Below are 18,470 nucleotides of genomic sequence, written 5' to 3' on the forward strand. Positions count from 1 at the left end.
GCGGATGTCGGTGGCCGGTGGCACGCTGACCCCATGAGCATCGAGGTGCGTCCGGCGACCGACTTCGAGGGCGTGCGCACGCTCGTGGGGCCGAAGAATCCGGATTCGAACGTGTGCTGGTGCCTGAGCCATCGTGTGCCGGGCAGTGTCAACTCCTCGCTCAAGGGACCGGAACGGGCGGAGTTCGTGAGGGCGATGTGCGCATCGGACATCCCACCAGGAGTGCTCGCCTACGACGGCCTCGAGCCGGTCGGATGGGCGGGCGTCGCACCGCGCTCCGAGACGCAGTACGCACGAAGCCGCAAGGTGCCGCGGGTCGACGACCTCGACGTGTGGAGCGTGTGGTGCTTCCGCGTGCGACCCGGTCATCGCAAGCAGGGCATCCTCGACCGGCTGCTCGAGGGGGCGGTGGCCTTCGCGCGCGACCGCGGCGCCCCCGCGATCGAGGGTTATCCCGTCGACAACCGCGGGGCAAAGGTCGATCAGACGATGGCATTCGTCGGCTTCCGCTCGCAGTTCGAGCGCGCGGGCTTCACGATGGTCGCCGAGACCGCGTCGGTCTCGGGAGGATTCCCCCGAGTGGTGATGCGACGCGAGCTGCGCTGAGCCTGTCAACCCCTGCGCGCCACCCGGGGGACATCGAGAGGATGAGCGCATGGCCGACGGCAGGACGACACGCGACACGACCATCGGGCGATGGACCGAAGCCCTTGCGGGCGCGGGCGGAGATCCCGGAGGGGGATCGGCGGCGGGCGTGACGCTCGCGATCGCGGCGGCGCTGATGTCGATGGTCGCCCGGTACGCGGACGACGCCGCGGCGCTCGACCGCGCGGACGCCCTCCGCGGCGCCGCGCTGGAGGCCGCGGATGCGGATGCGGCCGTCTCGGCCGCACTCGGGGCGGCCATGCGCCGGGACGACGAGGGACGACCGGAGGCGATCCGAGAGGCGTCGCTCGAGGCGGCTCGATCGTCCGCGCGTCTCGGCGAGCACGCCCGCGGGGCGGTTCCCGACCTCGAGCATCTCGCCGCGGGCGCCGATGCCGCCCTCGTGGCCGATGTCGCGGTCGCCGCCGCGGCCCTTCGCGCGGCGATGTCGGGCGCACGCGCGAACCTCAGCAGCGACCTCGGGCTGCTGCGTTCCGTGGGGCTCTCCCTGGCGGAGGTGCGGGCGCTGCATCCGGATCTCTGGGCCGCCGTTGCCGGCCTCGACGACGCGATCGCGCGCCTCGATGGCCTGACAGCCCGCATCGACCATCGCGTCGCGCCGACCGACTGATCACGGCGGCCCGGGGACGCGCCCGGGCGCATCGCGGGGGAGGCGCCGCTGTCGGTGGCCCTCCGTAGACTCGATCCATGGCATCCGACTCTTTCGTCCATCTGCATGTGCACAGCGAGTACTCGATGCTCGACGGCGCCGCGAAGATCGGCGCCATGACGCAGGCGGCGGCCGAGTACGGCATGCCGGCGATCGCGGTCACCGACCACGGCAACACGTTCGCGGCCTTCGAGTTCTACAAGGCGGCGCAGGCGTCGGGGGTCAAGCCGATCATCGGGCTCGAGGCCTATGTGACCCCGGGCACGCACCGTAGCGACAAGTCGCGCATCCAGTGGGGAACGGCCGACCAGAAGTCGGATGACGTCTCCGGCTCGGGCGCTTACACGCACATGACCATGTGGTCGCAGACGACCGAGGGCATGCACAACCTCTTCCGCCTCAGCTCGCTGTCGAGCATGGAGGGCTACTACTTCAAGCCGCGTATGGACCGCGAGCTGCTGCAGACCTACGGCAAGGGCCTCATCGCGACGACCGGCTGCCCCTCGGGCGAGATCCAGACGCGTCTGCGCCTCGGGCAGTACAAGGAGGCACGCCAGGCGGCCGCGGAGTTCCAGGACATCTTCGGCAAGGAGAACTACTTCGCCGAGCTGATGGATCACGGCCTGTCGATCGAACGGCGGGTCATCACCGACCTGCTCGCGATCTCGAAAGACCTCGGCATCCCGCTCGTGGCCACGAACGACTCGCACTACACACACCAGCACGAGGCCGACGCGCACGCCGCGCTCCTGTGCGTGCAGTCCGGCTCCACGCTCGACGACCCCAACCGCTTCAAGTTCGACGGCGACGGCTACTACGTGAAGTCGGCCGCAGAGATGCGGCATCTGTTCCGCGACAACCCCGAGGCGTGCGACAACACCCTCCTCATCGCCGAGCGCTGCGAGGTCGAGTTCAACACCTCGGCCAACTACATGCCGCGGTTCCCCGTACCCGAGGGCGAGACGGAGGACAGCTGGCTGGTCAAGGAGGTCGAGGCGGGCCTGCACTACCGGTATCCGAACGGCATCCCCGACAAGGTGCGCAAGCAGGCGGAGTACGAGACCGGGATCATCCTGCAGATGGGCTTCCCGGGCTACTTCCTCGTGGTCGCCGACTTCATCAACTGGGCCAAGGACAACGGCATCCGCGTCGGGCCGGGCCGCGGCTCCGGCGCCGGCTCCATGGTCGCGTACGCGATGAAGATCACCGACCTCGACCCGCTCGAGCACGGCCTCATCTTCGAGCGCTTCCTCAACCCCGACCGCGTCTCCATGCCCGACTTCGACGTCGACTTCGACGATCGTCGACGCGGCGAGGTGATCGAGTACGTGACGCGCAAGTACGGGTCCGAGCGCGTGGCGCAGATCGTCACGTACGGCACCATCAAGTCGAAGCAGGCCCTCAAGGACGCGGGCCGTGTGCTCGGCTTCCCGTTCTCGATGGGCGACCGCCTCACCAAGGCGATGCCGCCTGCGGTGATGGGCAAGGACATGCCGCTCGACGGCATGTTCAATCCCGAGCACCCGCGGTACAAGGAGGCGAGCGAGTTCCGCACGCTCATCGAGACCGACCCTGAGGCCAAGACGGTCTATGACCGCGCCGTGGGCCTCGAGGGTCTGAAGCGCCAGTGGGGCGTGCACGCCGCGGGCGTCATCATGTCGAGCGAGCCGCTGCTCGACATCATCCCCATCATGCGCCGCGAGCAGGACGGCCAGATCGTCACGCAGTTCGACTACCCGGCCTGCGAGTCCCTCGGTCTCATCAAGATGGACTTCCTGGGCCTGCGCAACCTGACGATCATCTCGGATGCGCTGGACAACATCCGTATGAACCGGGGTGAGGAACTCGACCTCGAGCACCTCGCCCTCGACGACCGCGCCGCCTACGACCTGCTCTCGCGCGGTGACACCCTGGGTGTGTTCCAGCTCGATGGCGGGCCGATGCGATCTCTGCTGCGCCTGATGAAGCCCGACAACTTCGAGGACATCTCGGCCGTCATCGCGCTGTACCGACCCGGCCCCATGGGCGCGAACTCGCACACCAACTACGCCCTTCGCAAGAACGGCCTGCAGCCCATCACGCCGATCCATCCCGAGCTCGAGGAGCCGCTGCGCGACATCCTCGACACCAGCTACGGCCTGATCATCTATCAGGAGCAGGTGATGGCGATCGCGCAGAAGGTCGCAGGGTTCAGCCTGGGACAGGCCGACATCCTCCGTCGCGCGATGGGCAAGAAGAAGAAGTCCGAGCTCGACAAGCAGTACGAGGGCTTCGCCGGCGGCATGAAGGAACGCGGCTTCGGCGAGGGCGCGATCCAGGCGCTGTGGGACATCCTGCTGCCCTTCTCCGACTACGCGTTCAACAAGGCGCACTCGGCCGCGTACGGCCTGGTGTCCTACTGGACCGCCTATCTGAAGGCGCATTACCCCGCCGAGTACATGGCTGCGCTGCTCACCAGCGTCGGCGACTCGAAGGACAAGATGGCTCTCTATCTCAACGAGTGCCGTCGTATGGGCATCAAGGTGCTGCCGCCGGACGTCTCCGAGTCGATCAACTTCTTCGCGGCCGTCGGCGAGGACATCCGCTTCGGCCTCGGCGCCGTGCGCAACGTCGGCTCCAACGTGGTCGACGGCATCATCGCGGGACGCGCAGACGGGCCCTACACGTCGTTCCACGACTTCCTCGCCCGGGTCCCGCTGCACGTCGCGAACAAGCGCACCGTCGAATCGCTCATCAAAGCGGGGGCCTTCGACTCGACTGGATCCACACGCCGCGCGCTCATCGAGATCCACGAGAGCGCGGTCGAGGTCGCCGTGACCGACAAGCGAAACGCCGCCGGCGGTGCCATCGGCTTCGACTTCGACAGTCTCTGGGATGAGCCGCAGTCGGTGCAGAAGGTTCCCGAGCGCCCCGAGTGGACCAAGAAGGACAAGCTCGCGTTCGAGCGCGAGATGCTCGGGCTCTACGTGTCCGATCACCCTCTCGCCGGGCTCGAGGTGCCGCTCGCGAAGCATCGCACGATCACCATCAGCGCGCTGCTCGCCTCCGAGGACCTGCAGGACGGCGACCAGGTCACTGTCGCGGGGCTCGTCACGAGCGCCCAGCACCGCGTCGCCAAATCGAGCGGCAACCCCTACGGCATGATCACGATCGAGGACTTCGAGGGCGAGGTCACGGCCATGTTCATGGGCAAGACCTACACCGAGTTCCAGCCCGTGCTGCAGCAGGACGCGATCATGGTCGTGCGCGGTCGCGTGTCGCGACGCGACGACGGTCTCAATCTGCACGCGCAGTCGGCGTTCACCCCCGATGTCGGATCCTTCGACGAGGCGGGTCCGCTCACCCTGGTCATCCCGGAGCAGCGCGCCACGGAGCAGATCGTCCAGGATCTCGCGGACACCCTCCGTCGCCATGCCGGTGACACCGAGGTGCGCCTCAAGATGCACAGGGGTCGCAGCGCCAAGGTGTTCGAGATCCCCATGCCCGTTCAGATCACGGCCGACCTGTTCGGCGACCTCAAGTCGCTGCTCGGCCCGCAATGCCTGGGCTGATGCACCGGGCGTCACGGCCTGGGCTGAACTGCCCCGAAGGCCGCCTCCGCCCCGAAGATAAGATCGCTCCACACCCGCACCCGAGAGGATCAGCGTGACCGACTTCCATCCGGCCTCGCCCGCACCCGAGCCTTCTGCGTCTTCGGCACCGGCCGAAGACACCGCCCCGCCCGCCGGGCAGAGGCCATTGCACGGCGTCGGACCCTTCACGGTGCGTGAGGTGATCCTGCTGGGTCTGTCCGCGCTGATCCTGCTCATCTCCTTCTTCTCGCTGTACGTCGGCACCTATGCGACGATCTGGGGCGATTCCCTGTACTGGGTGCTCGGCGTCGGCCTGCCGGTCGCGGCCGGCGCGCTCATCTTGATCCGCCGCGTGTCTCGCGCGACGCGTCTGCGAGTCGGATCGCTCTCCGTCGATCAGTTCGCCTCGGTCGCCTTCTCGATCGCGGCCGTGCAGTGGCTGGCCACCTTCGGGTACGGCATCCAGAACCTCGTCAACAGCTTCGGCTACGGCTTCGGCATCACCTGGGTCGTCTGGGTCGGTGTGCTCGCGAGCCTCGCCGGTGTCTTCTTCACCGTGCTCGCGCCGTTGGTGCCGCCGTTCAAGGACGACTTCGTCGGTCGCACCGAGTCGCTCGCGCACCCCGTGGCCCGTGACGCTCGCGAGATCGTGGCGCGTCCGCGCCCCGAGCCCCAGGCGTGGCAGCAGCAGGCACCCGCAGCGGGCTGGCACCCGCAGGCCCCGCATCCGGCACCCCACGGGCAGCAGCACTACGGACAGGCTCCGTTCGGTCAGCCCGGTTACGGCCAGGCTCCGTACGGCCAGCAGCCCCATGGCCAGGCGCCGTATGGGCAGCAGCCCTACGGGCAGGCGCCGTACGGTCAGCAGCCGTACGGTCAGCACGCACCCGGTCAGCCGGCCTACGGCCAGCCGCAGTTCCCTGCACCGGGCGCCCCCATCCCCGCCTACGGCGAGCAGCACCCGCTGCCATTCGACCCGTCCGGCACGGGACAGGCCGCGGAGTCCCCTGCCGAGGTCGTGGAGCACACCGCGGCCGTCGAGTCCGACGCCCCGCTGGAGGACGTTGTGCCGGCGCCGACCACTGCGGTAACGGCCGAGGTGCCCGCGGACGAGCCGGAGTTCGCCCCGAGCGAGATCGTCGAGCCTGAGCCCGAGCCCGAGCCCGAGCCCGAGCCCGAGCCCGAGCCCGCCGATCCCTTCGCGCAGCTGAACCTCGCTCCCGAGCAATCGACCGATCCTGGCGACATCGCGACCTCGATCATCCCGGTGCAGTCCGATGCGGTGAAGTCCGACGCGCAGCAGTCCGACGCGCAGCGGCAGTCCGACGCGCAGCAGACCGACGCTCCGTCGCCCGAACTCCACTCGGGTGCGCAGCCCGAGTCGGGAGCGGCGACCGATCAGGCAGCGCCTGCCGCGGTCCAGCAGCCCTTCTGGGCGCTGGCGCCGGAGGAGCGCGATGTGGTCGACGCGTATGGCTCGCCGCTGTTCCGCATCGGTCCGACGGCGTGGGCGCTCGTCGTCGAAGACCGTGGCAGCGTCTTCGTGGTGCGCCACGATGACGGACGCATCGGCTTCCTGCACAACGTCTCCGGGATCACGCGGGGCTGACCCTTCGCCGTCCGACACGGCGAAGGGCGCCTGCCAGAATAGGGTCATGCGCACCATCGATCTCCGCGGCCGGGCGCTCCAGGTCGCGGAACTGCTCGCCGTCGTCCCCCGAGCCGCGGAGGCGAGGGCGACGGCCCTGCATGTCGCGGCGGAGATCGTCGACGACGTGCGCGTCCGCGGAGAGGTGGCCCTGCGCGAGCAGGCCGAGCGATTCGACGGCGCGATCGATCACGCGATCCGCGTGCCGGCCGAGCACATCGCCGATGCTGTCGCGACGCTCGACCCGCAGGTGCGCGCAGCGCTCGAGGAGGCGATCCGTCGCGTCCGGGCTGCGTCCGCCGCGCAGGTTCCGGAGCCGCGCACCACCGAGCTCGGTCCCGGCGCGCGCGTCACGCAGCGTTGGCAGCCGGTTTCCCGCGTGGGCGTCTACGTGCCCGGGGGCAAGGCGGTCTACCCGTCGAGCGTGGTCATGAACGTCGTTCCGGCGCAGGTCGCGGGCGTGCAGAGCGTCGCCCTCGCCTCCCCGCCGCAGCGCGACCACAACGGCCGGGTGCACCCGACGATCCTCGCCGCCGCAGGGCTGCTCGGCGTCGACGAGGTCTACGCGATGGGCGGTGCCGGCGCGATCGGAGCTCTCGCGCACGGAGTCGCCTCATTGGCGCTCGATCCGGTCGATGTCGTCTCCGGCCCGGGCAACAACTTCGTCGCCGCGGCCAAGCGCGCCGTGGCCGGGGTCGTCGGCACCGACTCGGAAGCCGGCGCGACGGAGATCCTGATCATCGCCGATGAGACCGCCGACCCGCGCCTCATCGCCTACGACCTGGTGAGCCAGGCCGAGCACGACGAGCAGGCGTCGGCCGTTCTCGTCACGCCGTCGCAGGTCCTGGCCGAGGATGTCGCGGCGCAGGTCGCGCTCGTGAGCACCGCCACCCGTCACGCTGACCGCGTGGCCGCCGCTCTGGGGGGAGAGCAGTCGGCGATCGTCCTCGTCGACGACCTCGCCGCCGCGGAGGCCTTCAGCAACGCGTACGCCCCCGAGCACCTCGAGATCCACGTCGCCGACGCGACGGCCTCCGCAGCGCGCTGCACAAGCGCCGGCGCCGTCTTCGTCGGCTCGTACACGCCCGTCAGCCTCGGCGACTACCTGGCCGGATCCAACCACGTGCTCCCGACCGGGGGACAGTCGCGGTACGCCGCGGGCCTCGGGTCGCACACGTTCCTTCGTCCGCAGCAGGTCATCGAGTACGACCGCGGAGCCCTGGACGCCGTGAGGAGCGCGATCGTGGCCCTTGCGGAGGCCGAGGCGCTGCCGGCGCACGGCGAGGCCGTCACGGCGCGGTTCGACGCGTAGGATCTCGCCTTATGCACTGCCCCTTCTGCCGCCACGGCGACTCCCGCGTCATCGACTCGCGCACGAGCGATGACGGACTCTCCATCCGTCGGCGACGGCAGTGCCCCGAGTGCGGCGGGCGGTTCTCGACCATCGAGACCGCCAGCCTCAACGTCATCAAGCGTTCGGGCGCCGTCGAGCCGTTCACCCGCGACAAGGTGATCTCGGGCGTGCGAAAGGCCTGCCAGGGGCGTCCGGTCACGGATGCGGATCTGGCGATCCTCGCCCAGCGCGTCGAGGAGATCGTGCGCCAGACCGGGCTCAGCCAGATCGATGCGAACGAGATCGGTCTGGCGATCCTCGGCCCGCTCCGTGAGCTCGACGAGGTCGCCTACCTGCGCTACGCCAGCGTGTACCAGGCGTTCGAGTCGCTTGAGGACTTCGAGACGTCGATCGCCGAGCTGCGCGCCGACCACGCACGCGCCCACTTCTCGGGCGCGCCCGCGGGCGACGACGACCAGGACTGACGCGGTCGGTCGGCCTCAGGCCCGACCGATACCCTGAAGGGGATGTATCCCCTTCTCTTCACGCACGTCCTCACGCGGTTCGATCCCGAGACGGCGCACCACCTGGGCATGGCCGTGATCCGGGTCGCGGGCTCCTGGCCCTTCGCACGGGCCGTCCGCGCCTTCGCGCGTCCCGCTCCGGAGCTCGCGGTCGAGGCCCTCGGCCACACGTTCCCGTCGCCGTTCGGCGTGGCAGCCGGCTTCGACAAGAACGCCGTCGGCGTGAAGGGACTCGAGGCGCTGGGCTTCGGCCACGTCGAGATCGGCACGGTCACGGCGATCCCGCAGGACGGAAACCCCAAGCCGCGACTGTTCCGCCTCGTGGCCGATCGAGCGGTCATCAACCGCATGGGCTTCAACAACCGCGGCGCCGAGGCAGCCGCGCGTCGACTCGCGAAGCTGCGTCGTTCGGGTGCCGTCGTCGGCGCCAACATCGGCAAGAGCCGCGTGGTCGAGGTCGAGAATGCGACGGCCGACTACGTCACGAGCGCCCGTATGCTCGCCCCGCTGTCGGACTACCTGGCGGTCAACGTGTCGTCGCCGAACACCCCGGGGCTGCGCGGTCTGCAGGCGGTCGAGACGCTCGCGCCGCTGCTGCGGGCCGTGAAGGAGGCGGCCGGATCCACTCCGCTGCTCGTGAAGATCGCCCCGGATCTTCCGGATGACGAGATCACCGCCATCGCGCGGCTGGCGGTGGACGAGGGCCTCGCCGGCATCATCGCGAACAACACCACGATCTCGCGCGAGGGCCTTGCCACCGACGCCGGGAAGGTCGAGGAGATGGGCGACGGCGGGCTGTCCGGCGCACCCCTCAAGGAGCGCTCTCTCGCCGTGCTGCGCACGGTGCGCGCCGCCGTTCCCGACGACTTCTGCGTGATCTCGGTCGGCGGCGTCGAGACGGCCGAAGAGGTGCAGGAGCGCCTCGACAACGGGGCCACGCTCGTGCAGGGCTACACCGCGTTCCTCTACCTCGGCCCGCTCTGGGCGAAGCAGATCAACGACGGCCTGGTGAAGCTGCGAGCCGTGCGCGCCCAGATCGGCCGCTGAGCCGGGGGCACCGGCGGGGCGCCACGGCGCGATTCACGAAGAACGCCCCGGATCTCCGAGGAGAGCCGGGGCGTCCTTCGTGCGCGAGGGTCGTTCAGGCGGGGTGCTGGCCGCGCTTGACCTGCGGCTTGGGCAGGCGCATAAAGCGCATCTGCACCGATCGCATCGCGGCGTACCATCCGAGCCCGCGCTCGAGCTTGTCCTTGCCGAACTTCGCAGCGGCCTTCCGCTTGACCGTCGTGGACAGGATGAACATGTCGCCCACGGTGAAGAGGATGTAGCCCCACAGGGCGACGAAGGCGTAGAAGGTGACGGCCTCGCTCGGGATCGCCGTGGTGATGATCACGACGATCATCGCGGGCATGAGGAACTCGCCGAGGTGCCAGCCAGCATCCGTGTAGTCGCGCGCGAAGCGCTTCTGCGGGCCCTTGTCGCGGGCAGGAAGGAACTTCTCCTCGCCGTTGGCCATGCCGATCCGTGCACGATCCTGTCGCTCGCGCAGCTCGGCCTTGGCGCGTGCCTTGGCCTCCTTGGAGTCGGCGACGAGAGGGCGCTTGCGCGCGGCCTCCCGCTCGGCGCGGCTGGGAGTGGGGCGGCCCTTGCCGCTGACCGGCCCGCCGCCCAGCACGGTTCCCTCGGATGCGCCGTCGTTCACGGCGGGGGTCTTGCTCACAGTTGCACCTCTTGATCGTCCGGATCGCGATTCGCGCGCAGACGTCGGGAAACGCCCGGATCACGTGTGGGGGTCGACCTAAGATTACCCGCATGACTTCGGAGCCGACTGAGTTCGAGAACGTACAGGATCAGCACTTGCTGGATGCGGCCGAAGGCGGCATCCCGGCCGCGCTCGGCGATCTCGGCGAGCTGGTGCGCGTGCAGGGCATCGCGTGGCCCGCGTTCGACCAGGAGCAGCTCCAGATCAGTGCACGCCGCATCGCGGCTCTCGCCGAGGGCACCGGCGTGTTCGAGGACGTCCGCATCCTCACGGCGCCGATCCCGGACACGGACGAGCAGGGCCAGCCCGCCGTCCTCGCGACGCGTGCGGCTCGCAACGGCAAGCCCACGGTCATGCTCTACGCGCACCATGACGTGCAGCCCCCGGGGGACGAGTCGCTCTGGGCGACGCCGCCCTTCGAGCCCACCGTGCGCGACGGCCGTCTGTACGGCCGCGGCGCGGCCGACGACAAGGCCGGTGTGATGGCGCACATCGCCTCGCTCCGCGCACTGCACGAGGTGCTCGGCGACGATCTGGAACTGGGCCTGGTGCTGTTCGTGGAGGGCGAGGAGGAGTTCGGCTCGCGCTCCTTCGGCTCGTTCCTCGCGGAGAACGCCGACGCGATGCGCAGCGATGTGATCGTGGTCGCCGACTCGGGCAACTGGGACTCCGAGACGCCGGCCGTCACGGTGTCCCTGCGCGGAAACGCGAAGTTCCACCTCACGGTGCGCACGCTCGAGCACGCGTCGCACTCGGGGATGTTCGGGGGAGCGGTGCCGGACGCCATGCTCGCCACGATCAAGCTGCTCGCCACGCTGTGGGACGAGACGGGGGCCGTGGCGGTCGAGGGCCTCGCCTCGCGTGACGCCGCGACGCCGGACTACGCGGAGGCGACGCTGCGCGCCGAGGCCGGGCTCCCCGAGGGCACGTCTCCGATCGGCGGCGGCGAGATCCTGTCCCGCATCTGGAACAAGCCGTCGATCACCGTGACCGGCATCGACTTCACCTCCGTGGCCGCCGCCTCGAACACGCTGTCCCCGGAGGTGACCGTGGTCGTGAGCGCGCGCGTCGCGCCGGGTCAGGCCGCGTCGGAGGCCTACGCCGCCCTCGAGGCGCACCTGCGGGCGCATGCGCCCTTCGGGGCGGAGCTCGCCTTCAGCGAGATCGACCTGGGGGACGGCTTCCTCGTCGACACCTCGGGATGGGCAGTCGAGGAGGCACGCGGCGCCATGCGCGACGGCTACGGCAAGGATCCCGTCGACCTCGGCATCGGCGGATCCATCCCCTTCATCTCGGATCTCGTCCGGCAGTTCCCCGGCGCCCAGATCCTGGTCACCGGCGTCGAGGATCCGCACTCGCGTGCGCACAGCCCGAACGAGTCGCTCCACCTCGAGACGTTCCGCAACGCGGTGCGCGCGGAGACCCTCCTGCTGGGTCGGATCAACGCCCGCGCGCTCTGAGCCCTTCCCCGGCTCGCGGCGGTAGAATCGTGGCGACATCGTCCGATCGACCGGATCGGACGGCCGCCTTCGTAAGGAGCGTCATGACCGACACGACCATCGCCGACACCACCGTCGCCGACACGCGCGCTCACGGCGTGAGCCTCACCGACGCGGCGGCCACCAAGGTGAAGAACCTCCTGGAGCAGGAGGGCCGCGACGACCTGCGCCTGCGCGTCGCCGTGCAGCCCGGCGGCTGCTCGGGCCTGATCTACCAGCTCTATTTCGACGAGCGCTTCCTCGAGGAGGACGTGACGGTCGACTTCGACGGCGTCGAGGTCATCGTCGACAACATGTCGGTGCCGTACCTCGACGGCGCGACGATCGACTTCAAGGACACCATCTCGGAGCAGGGTTTCACGATCGACAACCCCAACGCCTCGGGCAGCTGCGCCTGCGGCGACAGCTTCCACTGAGTCCTCCGACGAAGAGCCCCGCACCCTCTGGCTGCGGGGCTCTTCGTCGTTTCCGGGCGTGTCCTGCATGTTTCTCGACAAGTTGTAGAAAAAGGTGCCGGGACACGCCCTCCGGCTGTGCGCTTGTCCTGAACCGGGTGAGAGGTTGCCCTAGACTGGCCTTTGCCTCATCCACGTTCGAAAGGTGAATTCGTGCCGTCGAAACGCTCCCTTCGCTGGGCCGCGATCCCCGTCGCCATCGCCGCAGCCGCCGCCCTCGCCGGTTGCACTCCCACGGAGCTGCACGGGTACCTGCCCGGATTCGAGGGCGACGACGGCGCTGCCCTCGAAGCCGCCACCAACCAGACCGAGCGCGTCGCCGCTCTCTGGACCTCGTCGTGGATCGTCCTGCTGGCCGTGGGCATCATCACCTGGGGCCTCATGCTCTGGGCGATGGTGGTCTACCGCCGCCGCAAGGGCCAGACCGGCCTGCCGGTGCAGCTGCGCTACAACATGCCCATCGAGATCTTCTTCACGACGGTGCCGCTCATCCTGGTCCTCGGCATGTTCGCCTTCACGGCGCGCGACCAGGCGGCCATCGAGCACCAGTGGACGGCCGACGAGGTCGACGTCAACATCACCGCGATCGCGAAGCAGTGGGCCTGGGACTTCCAGTACAACGGCGAGGAGGAGGACAACTCCGACGCCGTGTGGACCATGGGCATCCAGGCTCAGCCCGACAAGGACGGCAACATCGACCAGTCGCAGCTCCCGACGCTGGTGCTGCCGGTCGACAAGAAGGTGACGATCGACCTCGAGTCGCGCGACGTCATCCACTCGTTCTGGATCATCGACTTCCTTTACAAGAAGGACATGTACATCGGCCGCGACAACTCGTGGTCGTTCATCCCCACGCGTGAGGGCACGTACGCCGGCAAGTGCGCCGAGCTCTGCGGCGAGTACCACTCGATGATGCTGTTCAACGTCGAGGTGGTCTCCGAGGCCGAGTACGAGGACTACCTCGCCGAGCTGAAGGCCGACGGTCAGACGGGCGACATCAACGATGCGCTCGACCGACTGCAGAACTACCCCGGCACCGACGCCCCCGCGACCACCGAATCCGAGGAAGAGGGCCACTGATCATGGCGACCACACTCCAGGAGCACCGCACCACGCTCCCGCCGCGGCAGGCCGCTCTGCTCAGCGCATCGCGCACTGAGCAGAAGGGCAACATCGTGGTCAAGTGGCTGACGTCCACCGACCACAAGACCATCGGCTACATGTACCTGATCGCCTCGGTGATCTTCTTCGCGATCGGCGGCGTCATGGCGCTGATCATCCGCGCCGAGCTGTTCGCTCCGGGCATGCAGGTGCTGCCCACCAAGGAGCAGTACAACCAGCTGTTCACGATGCACGGCACGATCATGCTGCTGATGTTCGCGACGCCGCTGTTCGCGGGCTTCGCCAACGCGATCCTGCCGCTGCAGCTGGGCGCCCCGGATGTGGCCTTCCCGCGTCTGAACGCGTTCGCGCTGTGGCTGTTCATCTTCGGATCGACCATCGCCGTCGCGGGCTTCCTGACCCCGTCGGGTGCCGCCTCCTTCGGATGGTTCGCGTACCAGCCCCTCGCGAACGCGACGTTCTCACCGGGTGTCGGAGGAAACCTCTGGATGCTCGGCCTGGGCCTCTCCGGATTCGGCACGATCCTCGGCGCGGTGAACTTCATCACGACGATCATCACGATGCGCGCCCCCGGCCTGACGATGTGGCGCATGCCGATCTTCACCTGGAACACGCTCATCACGAGCATCCTGATTCTCGTGGCGTTCCCGGTGCTCGCGGCGGCTATCTTCGCCGCCGGTGCGGACCGCGTGCTCGGCGCTCACATCTACGACCCGGCCAACGGCGGTGTGCTCCTCTGGCAGCACCTGTTCTGGTTCTTCGGTCACCCCGAGGTGTACATCATCGCGCTGCCGTTCTTCGGCATCGTCTCGGAGATCTTCCCCGTCTTCAGCCGCAAGCCGATCTTCGGATACAAGACGCTCGTCTACGCGACCATCGCGATCGCGGCGCTGTCGGTGGCCGTGTGGGCGCACCACATGTACGTGACGGGCGGCGTGCTGCTTCCGTTCTTCGCGCTGATGACGATGCTCATCGCCGTTCCGACCGGTGTGAAGATCTTCAACTGGATCGGCACGATGTGGCGCGGATCGCTGACGTTCGAGACGCCGATGGTCTTCGCACTCGGCTTCCTCGTGTCGTTCGTGTTCGGCGGTCTCACGGGCGTGATCCTGTCCTCGCCGCCGCTCGACTTCCACCTGTCCGACTCGTACTTCGTCGTGGCGCACTTCCACTACGTCGTCTTCGGAACGGTCGTCTTCGCGATGTTCGCGGGCTTCTACTTCTGGTGGCCGAAGTGGACGGGTCGCATGCTCAACGAGCGTCTCGGCTTCGTGCACTTCTGGATGCTCTTCATCGGCTTCCACATGACGTTCCTCATCCAGCACTGGCTGGGTGTGGATGGCATGGTCCGTCGTTACGCCGACTACTCGGCTGCTGACGGCTGGACCTGGCAGAACCAGCTCTCGACGATCGGTGCCGTCATCCTGGGCGCCTCGCTGCTGCCGTTCTTCCTCAACGTCTGGATCACCGCGCGCACCGCGCCGAAGGTCACGGTCAACGACCCGTGGGGCTACGGCGGATCGCTCGAGTGGGCCACGTCGTGCCCGCCCCCGCGCCACAACTTCACGTCGATTCCGCGCATCCGCAGTGAGCGTCCGGCCTTCGACCTGAACCACCCTGAGGCCGGGATCCCGGTCGGCGTGGGTCCGGCGAAGGACGCCCCCGACGCGCCCGTGATCGACGTCGCGGACGGAAAGGTCAAGTAATGCGCTCCCACATCGGAATCTGGTGGCTCCTCGCCGGCTTCTTCGCCGTCACGGCTGTGGTCTACTCCGTCTGGGCTCTCATCGACCACGGCGAGATCGAGTGGGTCGGCACGGTCGCCCTCTCGTTCGGCTTCTTCATGTCCGCGATGATCGCGTTCTACATCCAGGTGATCCACAAGGGTCAGCACGGGGTGAACCTTCCCGAGGACCGTGACGACGCCGACATCGACGACGGCGACGCGGAGCTGGGCGAGTTCAGCCCCTGGTCGTGGTGGCCCCTGGTGCTCGCGGCTTCGGCGGCGCTGATGATCCTGGGCCTCGCGGTCGGTCAGTTCCTGATCCCCGTGGCACTCGGCATCTTCGCGATCGCGATCGTGGGTTGGGTGTACGAGTACTACCGCGGATACTTCGCTCGCTGATTCAGTACTGAGACGCCCCGGCCGGATGCCTTCCGACCGGGGCGTCTTGCTGTCCGCCTGCCTCAGGTGCGCGTCGACCAGACCGCGCCGATGCCCACGGCCGCATCGCGCAGGCGGGCGACGTGGCGCGCTGCCGTGGAGATGTGCGTCGGCGGGGCCGAGAGCGCAACGGCCCCGACGACCGCTCCGGCGACGTGCACGGGGATGGCGAGGCAGGCGCCGTTCGGCGTGAGCATCCCGACCTGCTGGGCGTATCCGCGCAGCGCCGTGGCTTCTCGCAGGTCGTGGATCTCCTCTTCGGCGACTCCCCACAGGGCGCGCGCCCGTGGCGCGGGGAGTTCCGCGAGCAGCACCTGGCCGATCGCTGAGTGCGTGGGGTGCGCGGCGAAGGCGTCGACATCCGAGATGGGATGATGAGCGTCCTCATCGATGAGCTCGATGCGTGCGCCATCGAATCGCGCCAAGTGGATCGCCGCCGAGGTCGTGCGCCGCAGGTCGGCGAGAATGGCCGACTCAGGGGAGGGGACCACCGATGACACGGTCTGCGCCAGCTCCAGCACCCGCACTCCGAGGATGAACCCGGTCAGGTCGGGGTGGCGAAGGAGGAACTCGCTCTGCACCAGGGAGTTCACGGTGCGATACATCGTGGACCGCGGCACCTGCAGGGCGCGCGCGAGGTCATTCGCCGAGATCCCGCTGCGGTGCCGTGCGACGAGCTCGAGCACCTGCAGGGCGAGAGAGACCCGATCGCCGTCTGCGGATGCCCGCCCGCCCGTCACCGGGACCGCCGCGGGACGGTGTCGGGCGCCGGACCGGGTGCGCCGCCGATGGAGTCGGACGCGGTCGGCACGTCGTAGATGCCGATCCGTGCGGCGACCGCGCGGTCGCGATGCGCCCGATGGAGCAGCACAACGATGACGACGACGAGGAGAACCGCGCCCGCCCAGACGGGCCCTGCGCGCTCCGGCGAGATCACGAACAGGAAGTGGATCAGGGTCGCGGCCAGGGCGATGATGACAATCGTCGAGGGGAGGGCCGAGATGCCGCGGAACTCGCCGATCCGCGCAAGGAAGGCGGGCGCGGCGGCCGCCGCCAGCAGGTAGGCGACCAGGAACCCCAGAACGGCCGCGGAGTCGGCGGTGTCCTCGGCAGGGGATCCCGCACCGCCCAGGGCGACGATCAGCAGGGCCGGAGCGGCCACGCCGGTCGCCGCGACGACCGCGGCCACCGCGGGGGTGCCGCGCCGGCTGATCGCGCCCAGTGACGTCGGGAGCACTCCCTCACGGCTCATCACGAAGCAGAGACGCGCGAGCGCCGTCGCCGTGGCGAGCGCGCACGCGAGGAACGACAGCGCCACGATCAGATCCACAAGCGCTCCGGCGCCGCCCATGCCGGCTGCCGCACCCCCGACCGTGTTCGCTCCGGCCCCCAGGAGGTAGCAGACGCCCACAACGATCACCGTGGTGATGAGAGACTGCGGGATGGCGGCGAGCGGCCGCCGCACCTCCGCCCCGAGGGCGGTTCCCGATTCGAAGCCGATGAAGCCCACGAGACCCACCGCGACGCCCGCGAGCACCGCGTCGAAACCGGAATCGGCCTCGACGGCTCGAGGGAGCACGGGAGTCAGGTCCCATCCGGCGTCGGCGAAGGTGATGACGGCGGCGGTGGTGACGGCGGCCAGCGCGATGATCTCGATGACGAGAAGGATGCGCGTCGACAGGCGCACACCGCGGGCGATGACGAGTGCGACGAGCACGCCCATTGCGAGGACGATGCCCGCCCCGATCGCGGGGGAGGTGCGCTCGTCGGCGCCGATCAGCGTCGCGATGCGGCTCGCGGCGCCGACGAGGCAGACAGCCGCGATGGACAGGTAGCCGATCGCGAGAGCGGCACCGGCGACGATGCCGACCCGCGAGCCCAACCCGAGCACGGTGAAGGTGTAGAGAGATCCCGCGCTGGTCACACGACGCGCGAAGAGATTCAGCGTCACGGCGAGCAGCACAACGACGATCACGGTTGTCAGCGCCGCGAGCATCGTGAACGATCCGGCTTGGGTCTGGAGCTCGTCCGGATTGACGAGGGCGACGCCCGCGGGTGCGACCGCCGCGACCGATTGCGCGATCACATCGACGCGTGTGGCATCGCGGCGGCGCAATCCGCCCAAGGGGGATTCCTGTGCGAGTCCCTCGACAGGGGTCCGTTCGACGATCGCGCGTCCGAGTGCCTGCATCCTGCGCCTCCAGCTGGCTCGACCCTAGGGCGGGCGCGTTGCCTGGCCGGATCCCCGGTGTTACCGGCACATCACGTGACCCGGGACACACGGGGCACCCGCCCCCTGTCGCGTCCCAATCGCCGTGCGGAGATCGTCTCCGGGCCGCTACGGCGACGAAAGACCTGGCTGGGAGTCTCGGATCACCGCCGCCGGGCTCACCGGAGGGGCGGTGGACGAGAGGAGACAGGCGTGATCTGGTCGCTGCTTTCGACAGTGCTGGGAGGGATCCTGCTGCTCTCCGGTGTCCCGAAGCTCCGTGAGTCCGCCGCGATGCTCACCGTTGTGCGCGGGTATCGGCTTCTCCCCGCCACGCTCGAGCGGCTGGTCGCCCGGGTCCTGCCGACGGCGCAGGTGATCCTGGGCGCGGCGCTTGTGCTCGGCATCCCGCTGCGCATCGTCCCCCTGGCGGCGACGGGACTGTTCCTCGTCTTCTTCGCCGCACTCGCGATCAACCTCCTTCGGGGCCGGCGCGATCTCGACTGCGGCTGCTTCGGATTCGCGGGCTCGGAAGAGACACCGCGCATCGGGTGGTTCCACGCGTTCCGCGCCTTGCTGCTGGCGTTCGCCGGCGGCGTGCTCGCCGTTGCACCAGGCCGCGTCGGTCTGGGCTTCACCCCGCCCGCCGAGCAGCTCGTCGGCACGGCGATCGCGGCGGTGGTGTTCGCGGGCGGGCTGGCGGCGATGTCGCTGCGTCGCGTGATCCATCCCGGCCGCCGCACGGTCGACTCCCATCTGGCGGCGGCGCGGACGGAACTGCGTGCCGCGTCGTCGCTCTCCCGATCCTGACGCCGCCCCCGGATCCGTTCCCTACTGTCTGCATCCACTCTCGACCGAAGGAGCATC

Annotated in this window: 16 protein-coding genes; 13 read left to right on the forward strand and 3 right to left on the reverse strand. The window is 69.1% G+C overall.

The genetic code is table 11. From position 1 onward, the window contains the following. The first annotated feature begins 33 nt into the window (after positions 1 to 33). The 7 genes from J5V96_RS14625 (at position 34) to J5V96_RS14655 (ending at position 9,439) form a co-directional block, all read left to right on the forward strand. A complete protein-coding gene (locus J5V96_RS14625) occupies positions 34 to 606 on the forward strand; it encodes a GNAT family N-acetyltransferase (RefSeq protein ID WP_208504667.1) in 573 nt (190 codons plus the stop codon). Between the two features lie 49 nt (positions 607 to 655). Beyond that, positions 656 to 1,276, forward strand: coding sequence for a cyclodeaminase/cyclohydrolase family protein (locus tag J5V96_RS14630; protein ID WP_208504669.1), 621 nt, complete (start codon positions 656 to 658; stop codon positions 1,274 to 1,276). A 77-nt stretch (positions 1,277 to 1,353) separates the two neighbouring features. Next, positions 1,354 to 4,866 (forward strand): DNA polymerase III subunit alpha, encoded by a 3,513-nt coding sequence (gene dnaE / locus J5V96_RS14635; RefSeq protein ID WP_208504672.1) that lies wholly within the window; start codon positions 1,354 to 1,356, stop codon positions 4,864 to 4,866. A 94-nt stretch (positions 4,867 to 4,960) separates the two neighbouring features. Then, the gene (locus J5V96_RS17125; protein WP_307793671.1) at positions 4,961 to 6,496 is read left to right on the forward strand and encodes a hypothetical protein; all 1,536 of its coding nucleotides are present in this window, start codon (positions 4,961 to 4,963) and stop codon (positions 6,494 to 6,496) included. Between the two features lie 46 nt (positions 6,497 to 6,542). Continuing rightward, positions 6,543 to 7,847 (forward strand): histidinol dehydrogenase, encoded by a 1,305-nt coding sequence (gene hisD, locus J5V96_RS14645; protein ID WP_208504674.1) that lies wholly within the window; start codon positions 6,543 to 6,545, stop codon positions 7,845 to 7,847. Between the two features lie 11 nt (positions 7,848 to 7,858). Further along, positions 7,859 to 8,353: a transcriptional regulator NrdR gene (gene nrdR / locus J5V96_RS14650; RefSeq protein WP_208504675.1), complete on the forward strand. Its 495-nt coding sequence runs from the start codon at positions 7,859 to 7,861 to the stop codon at positions 8,351 to 8,353. Positions 8,354 to 8,395: 42 nt separating this feature from the next. Beyond that, on the forward strand, positions 8,396 to 9,439 hold the full coding sequence (locus J5V96_RS14655) for a quinone-dependent dihydroorotate dehydrogenase (RefSeq protein WP_208504677.1): 1,044 nt from the start codon (positions 8,396 to 8,398) through the stop codon (positions 9,437 to 9,439). Between the two features lie 94 nt (positions 9,440 to 9,533). On the opposite strand, the gene J5V96_RS14660 is transcribed toward J5V96_RS14655, so the two are convergent. Then, positions 9,534 to 10,112, reverse strand: coding sequence for a DUF3043 domain-containing protein (locus J5V96_RS14660; RefSeq protein ID WP_208504679.1), 579 nt, complete (start codon positions 10,110 to 10,112; stop codon positions 9,534 to 9,536). Positions 10,113 to 10,204: 92 nt separating this feature from the next. Between J5V96_RS14660 and J5V96_RS14665 the strand changes: the two genes are divergently transcribed. The 5 genes from J5V96_RS14665 (at position 10,205) to ctaF (ending at position 15,355) form a co-directional block, all read left to right on the forward strand. After that, on the forward strand, positions 10,205 to 11,614 hold the full coding sequence (locus tag J5V96_RS14665) for a dipeptidase (RefSeq protein WP_208504681.1): 1,410 nt from the start codon (positions 10,205 to 10,207) through the stop codon (positions 11,612 to 11,614). 83 nt (positions 11,615 to 11,697) lie between these two features. Beyond that, positions 11,698 to 12,069 carry an iron-sulfur cluster insertion protein ErpA gene (gene erpA / locus J5V96_RS14670; RefSeq protein ID WP_208504683.1) on the forward strand — a complete coding sequence of 124 codons (372 nt, stop codon included), beginning with the start codon at positions 11,698 to 11,700 and terminating at the stop codon, positions 12,067 to 12,069. A 192-nt stretch (positions 12,070 to 12,261) separates the two neighbouring features. Next, positions 12,262 to 13,188 carry an aa3-type cytochrome oxidase subunit II gene (ctaC, locus tag J5V96_RS14675; RefSeq protein WP_208504685.1) on the forward strand — a complete coding sequence of 309 codons (927 nt, stop codon included), beginning with the start codon at positions 12,262 to 12,264 and terminating at the stop codon, positions 13,186 to 13,188. Between the two features lie 2 nt (positions 13,189 to 13,190). Next, entirely contained in the window at positions 13,191 to 14,936 is a 1,746-nt protein-coding gene (gene ctaD, locus J5V96_RS14680) for an aa3-type cytochrome oxidase subunit I (protein WP_208504687.1), read from the forward strand. Then, the gene (ctaF, locus tag J5V96_RS14685; protein WP_208504689.1) at positions 14,936 to 15,355 is read left to right on the forward strand and encodes an aa3-type cytochrome oxidase subunit IV; all 420 of its coding nucleotides are present in this window, start codon (positions 14,936 to 14,938) and stop codon (positions 15,353 to 15,355) included. Before ctaD ends, ctaF begins: the two co-directional genes overlap by 1 nt. Before the next feature lie 62 nt (positions 15,356 to 15,417). On the opposite strand, the gene J5V96_RS14690 is transcribed toward ctaF, so the two are convergent. Beyond that, positions 15,418 to 16,134 (reverse strand): helix-turn-helix domain-containing protein, encoded by a 717-nt coding sequence (locus tag J5V96_RS14690; protein ID WP_208504691.1) that lies wholly within the window; start codon positions 16,132 to 16,134, stop codon positions 15,418 to 15,420. Further along, positions 16,131 to 17,519 (reverse strand): APC family permease, encoded by a 1,389-nt coding sequence (locus tag J5V96_RS14695; protein ID WP_208504693.1) that lies wholly within the window; start codon positions 17,517 to 17,519, stop codon positions 16,131 to 16,133. Before J5V96_RS14695 ends, J5V96_RS14690 begins: the two co-directional genes overlap by 4 nt. Before the next feature lie 297 nt (positions 17,520 to 17,816). Here J5V96_RS14695 and J5V96_RS17435 point away from each other — a divergent pair, with 297 nt between their 5' ends. Next, positions 17,817 to 18,413: a MauE/DoxX family redox-associated membrane protein gene (locus J5V96_RS17435; RefSeq protein WP_208504695.1), complete on the forward strand. Its 597-nt coding sequence runs from the start codon at positions 17,817 to 17,819 to the stop codon at positions 18,411 to 18,413. Positions 18,414 to 18,470: the final 57 nt, after the last annotated feature.

Source organism: Microbacterium stercoris (assembly GCF_017592545.1).
Classification (GTDB): Bacteria; Actinomycetota; Actinomycetes; order Actinomycetales; family Microbacteriaceae; genus Microbacterium; species Microbacterium stercoris.

Coding starts and splice junctions, on each gene's coding strand:
- J5V96_RS14625 (WP_208504667.1), top strand. CDS start 34: ATGAGCATCGAGGTGCGTCCGGCGACCGACTTCGAGGGCGTGCGCACG.
- J5V96_RS14630 (WP_208504669.1), top strand. CDS start 656: ATGGCCGACGGCAGGACGACACGCGACACGACCATCGGGCGATGGACC.
- dnaE (WP_208504672.1), top strand. CDS start 1,354: ATGGCATCCGACTCTTTCGTCCATCTGCATGTGCACAGCGAGTACTCG.
- hisD (WP_208504674.1), top strand. CDS start 6,543: ATGCGCACCATCGATCTCCGCGGCCGGGCGCTCCAGGTCGCGGAACTG.
- nrdR (WP_208504675.1), top strand. CDS start 7,859: ATGCACTGCCCCTTCTGCCGCCACGGCGACTCCCGCGTCATCGACTCG.
- J5V96_RS14655 (WP_208504677.1), top strand. CDS start 8,396: ATGTATCCCCTTCTCTTCACGCACGTCCTCACGCGGTTCGATCCCGAG.
- J5V96_RS14665 (WP_208504681.1), top strand. CDS start 10,205: ATGACTTCGGAGCCGACTGAGTTCGAGAACGTACAGGATCAGCACTTG.
- erpA (WP_208504683.1), top strand. CDS start 11,698: ATGACCGACACGACCATCGCCGACACCACCGTCGCCGACACGCGCGCT.
- ctaD (WP_208504687.1), top strand. CDS start 13,191: ATGGCGACCACACTCCAGGAGCACCGCACCACGCTCCCGCCGCGGCAG.
- ctaF (WP_208504689.1), top strand. CDS start 14,936: ATGCGCTCCCACATCGGAATCTGGTGGCTCCTCGCCGGCTTCTTCGCC.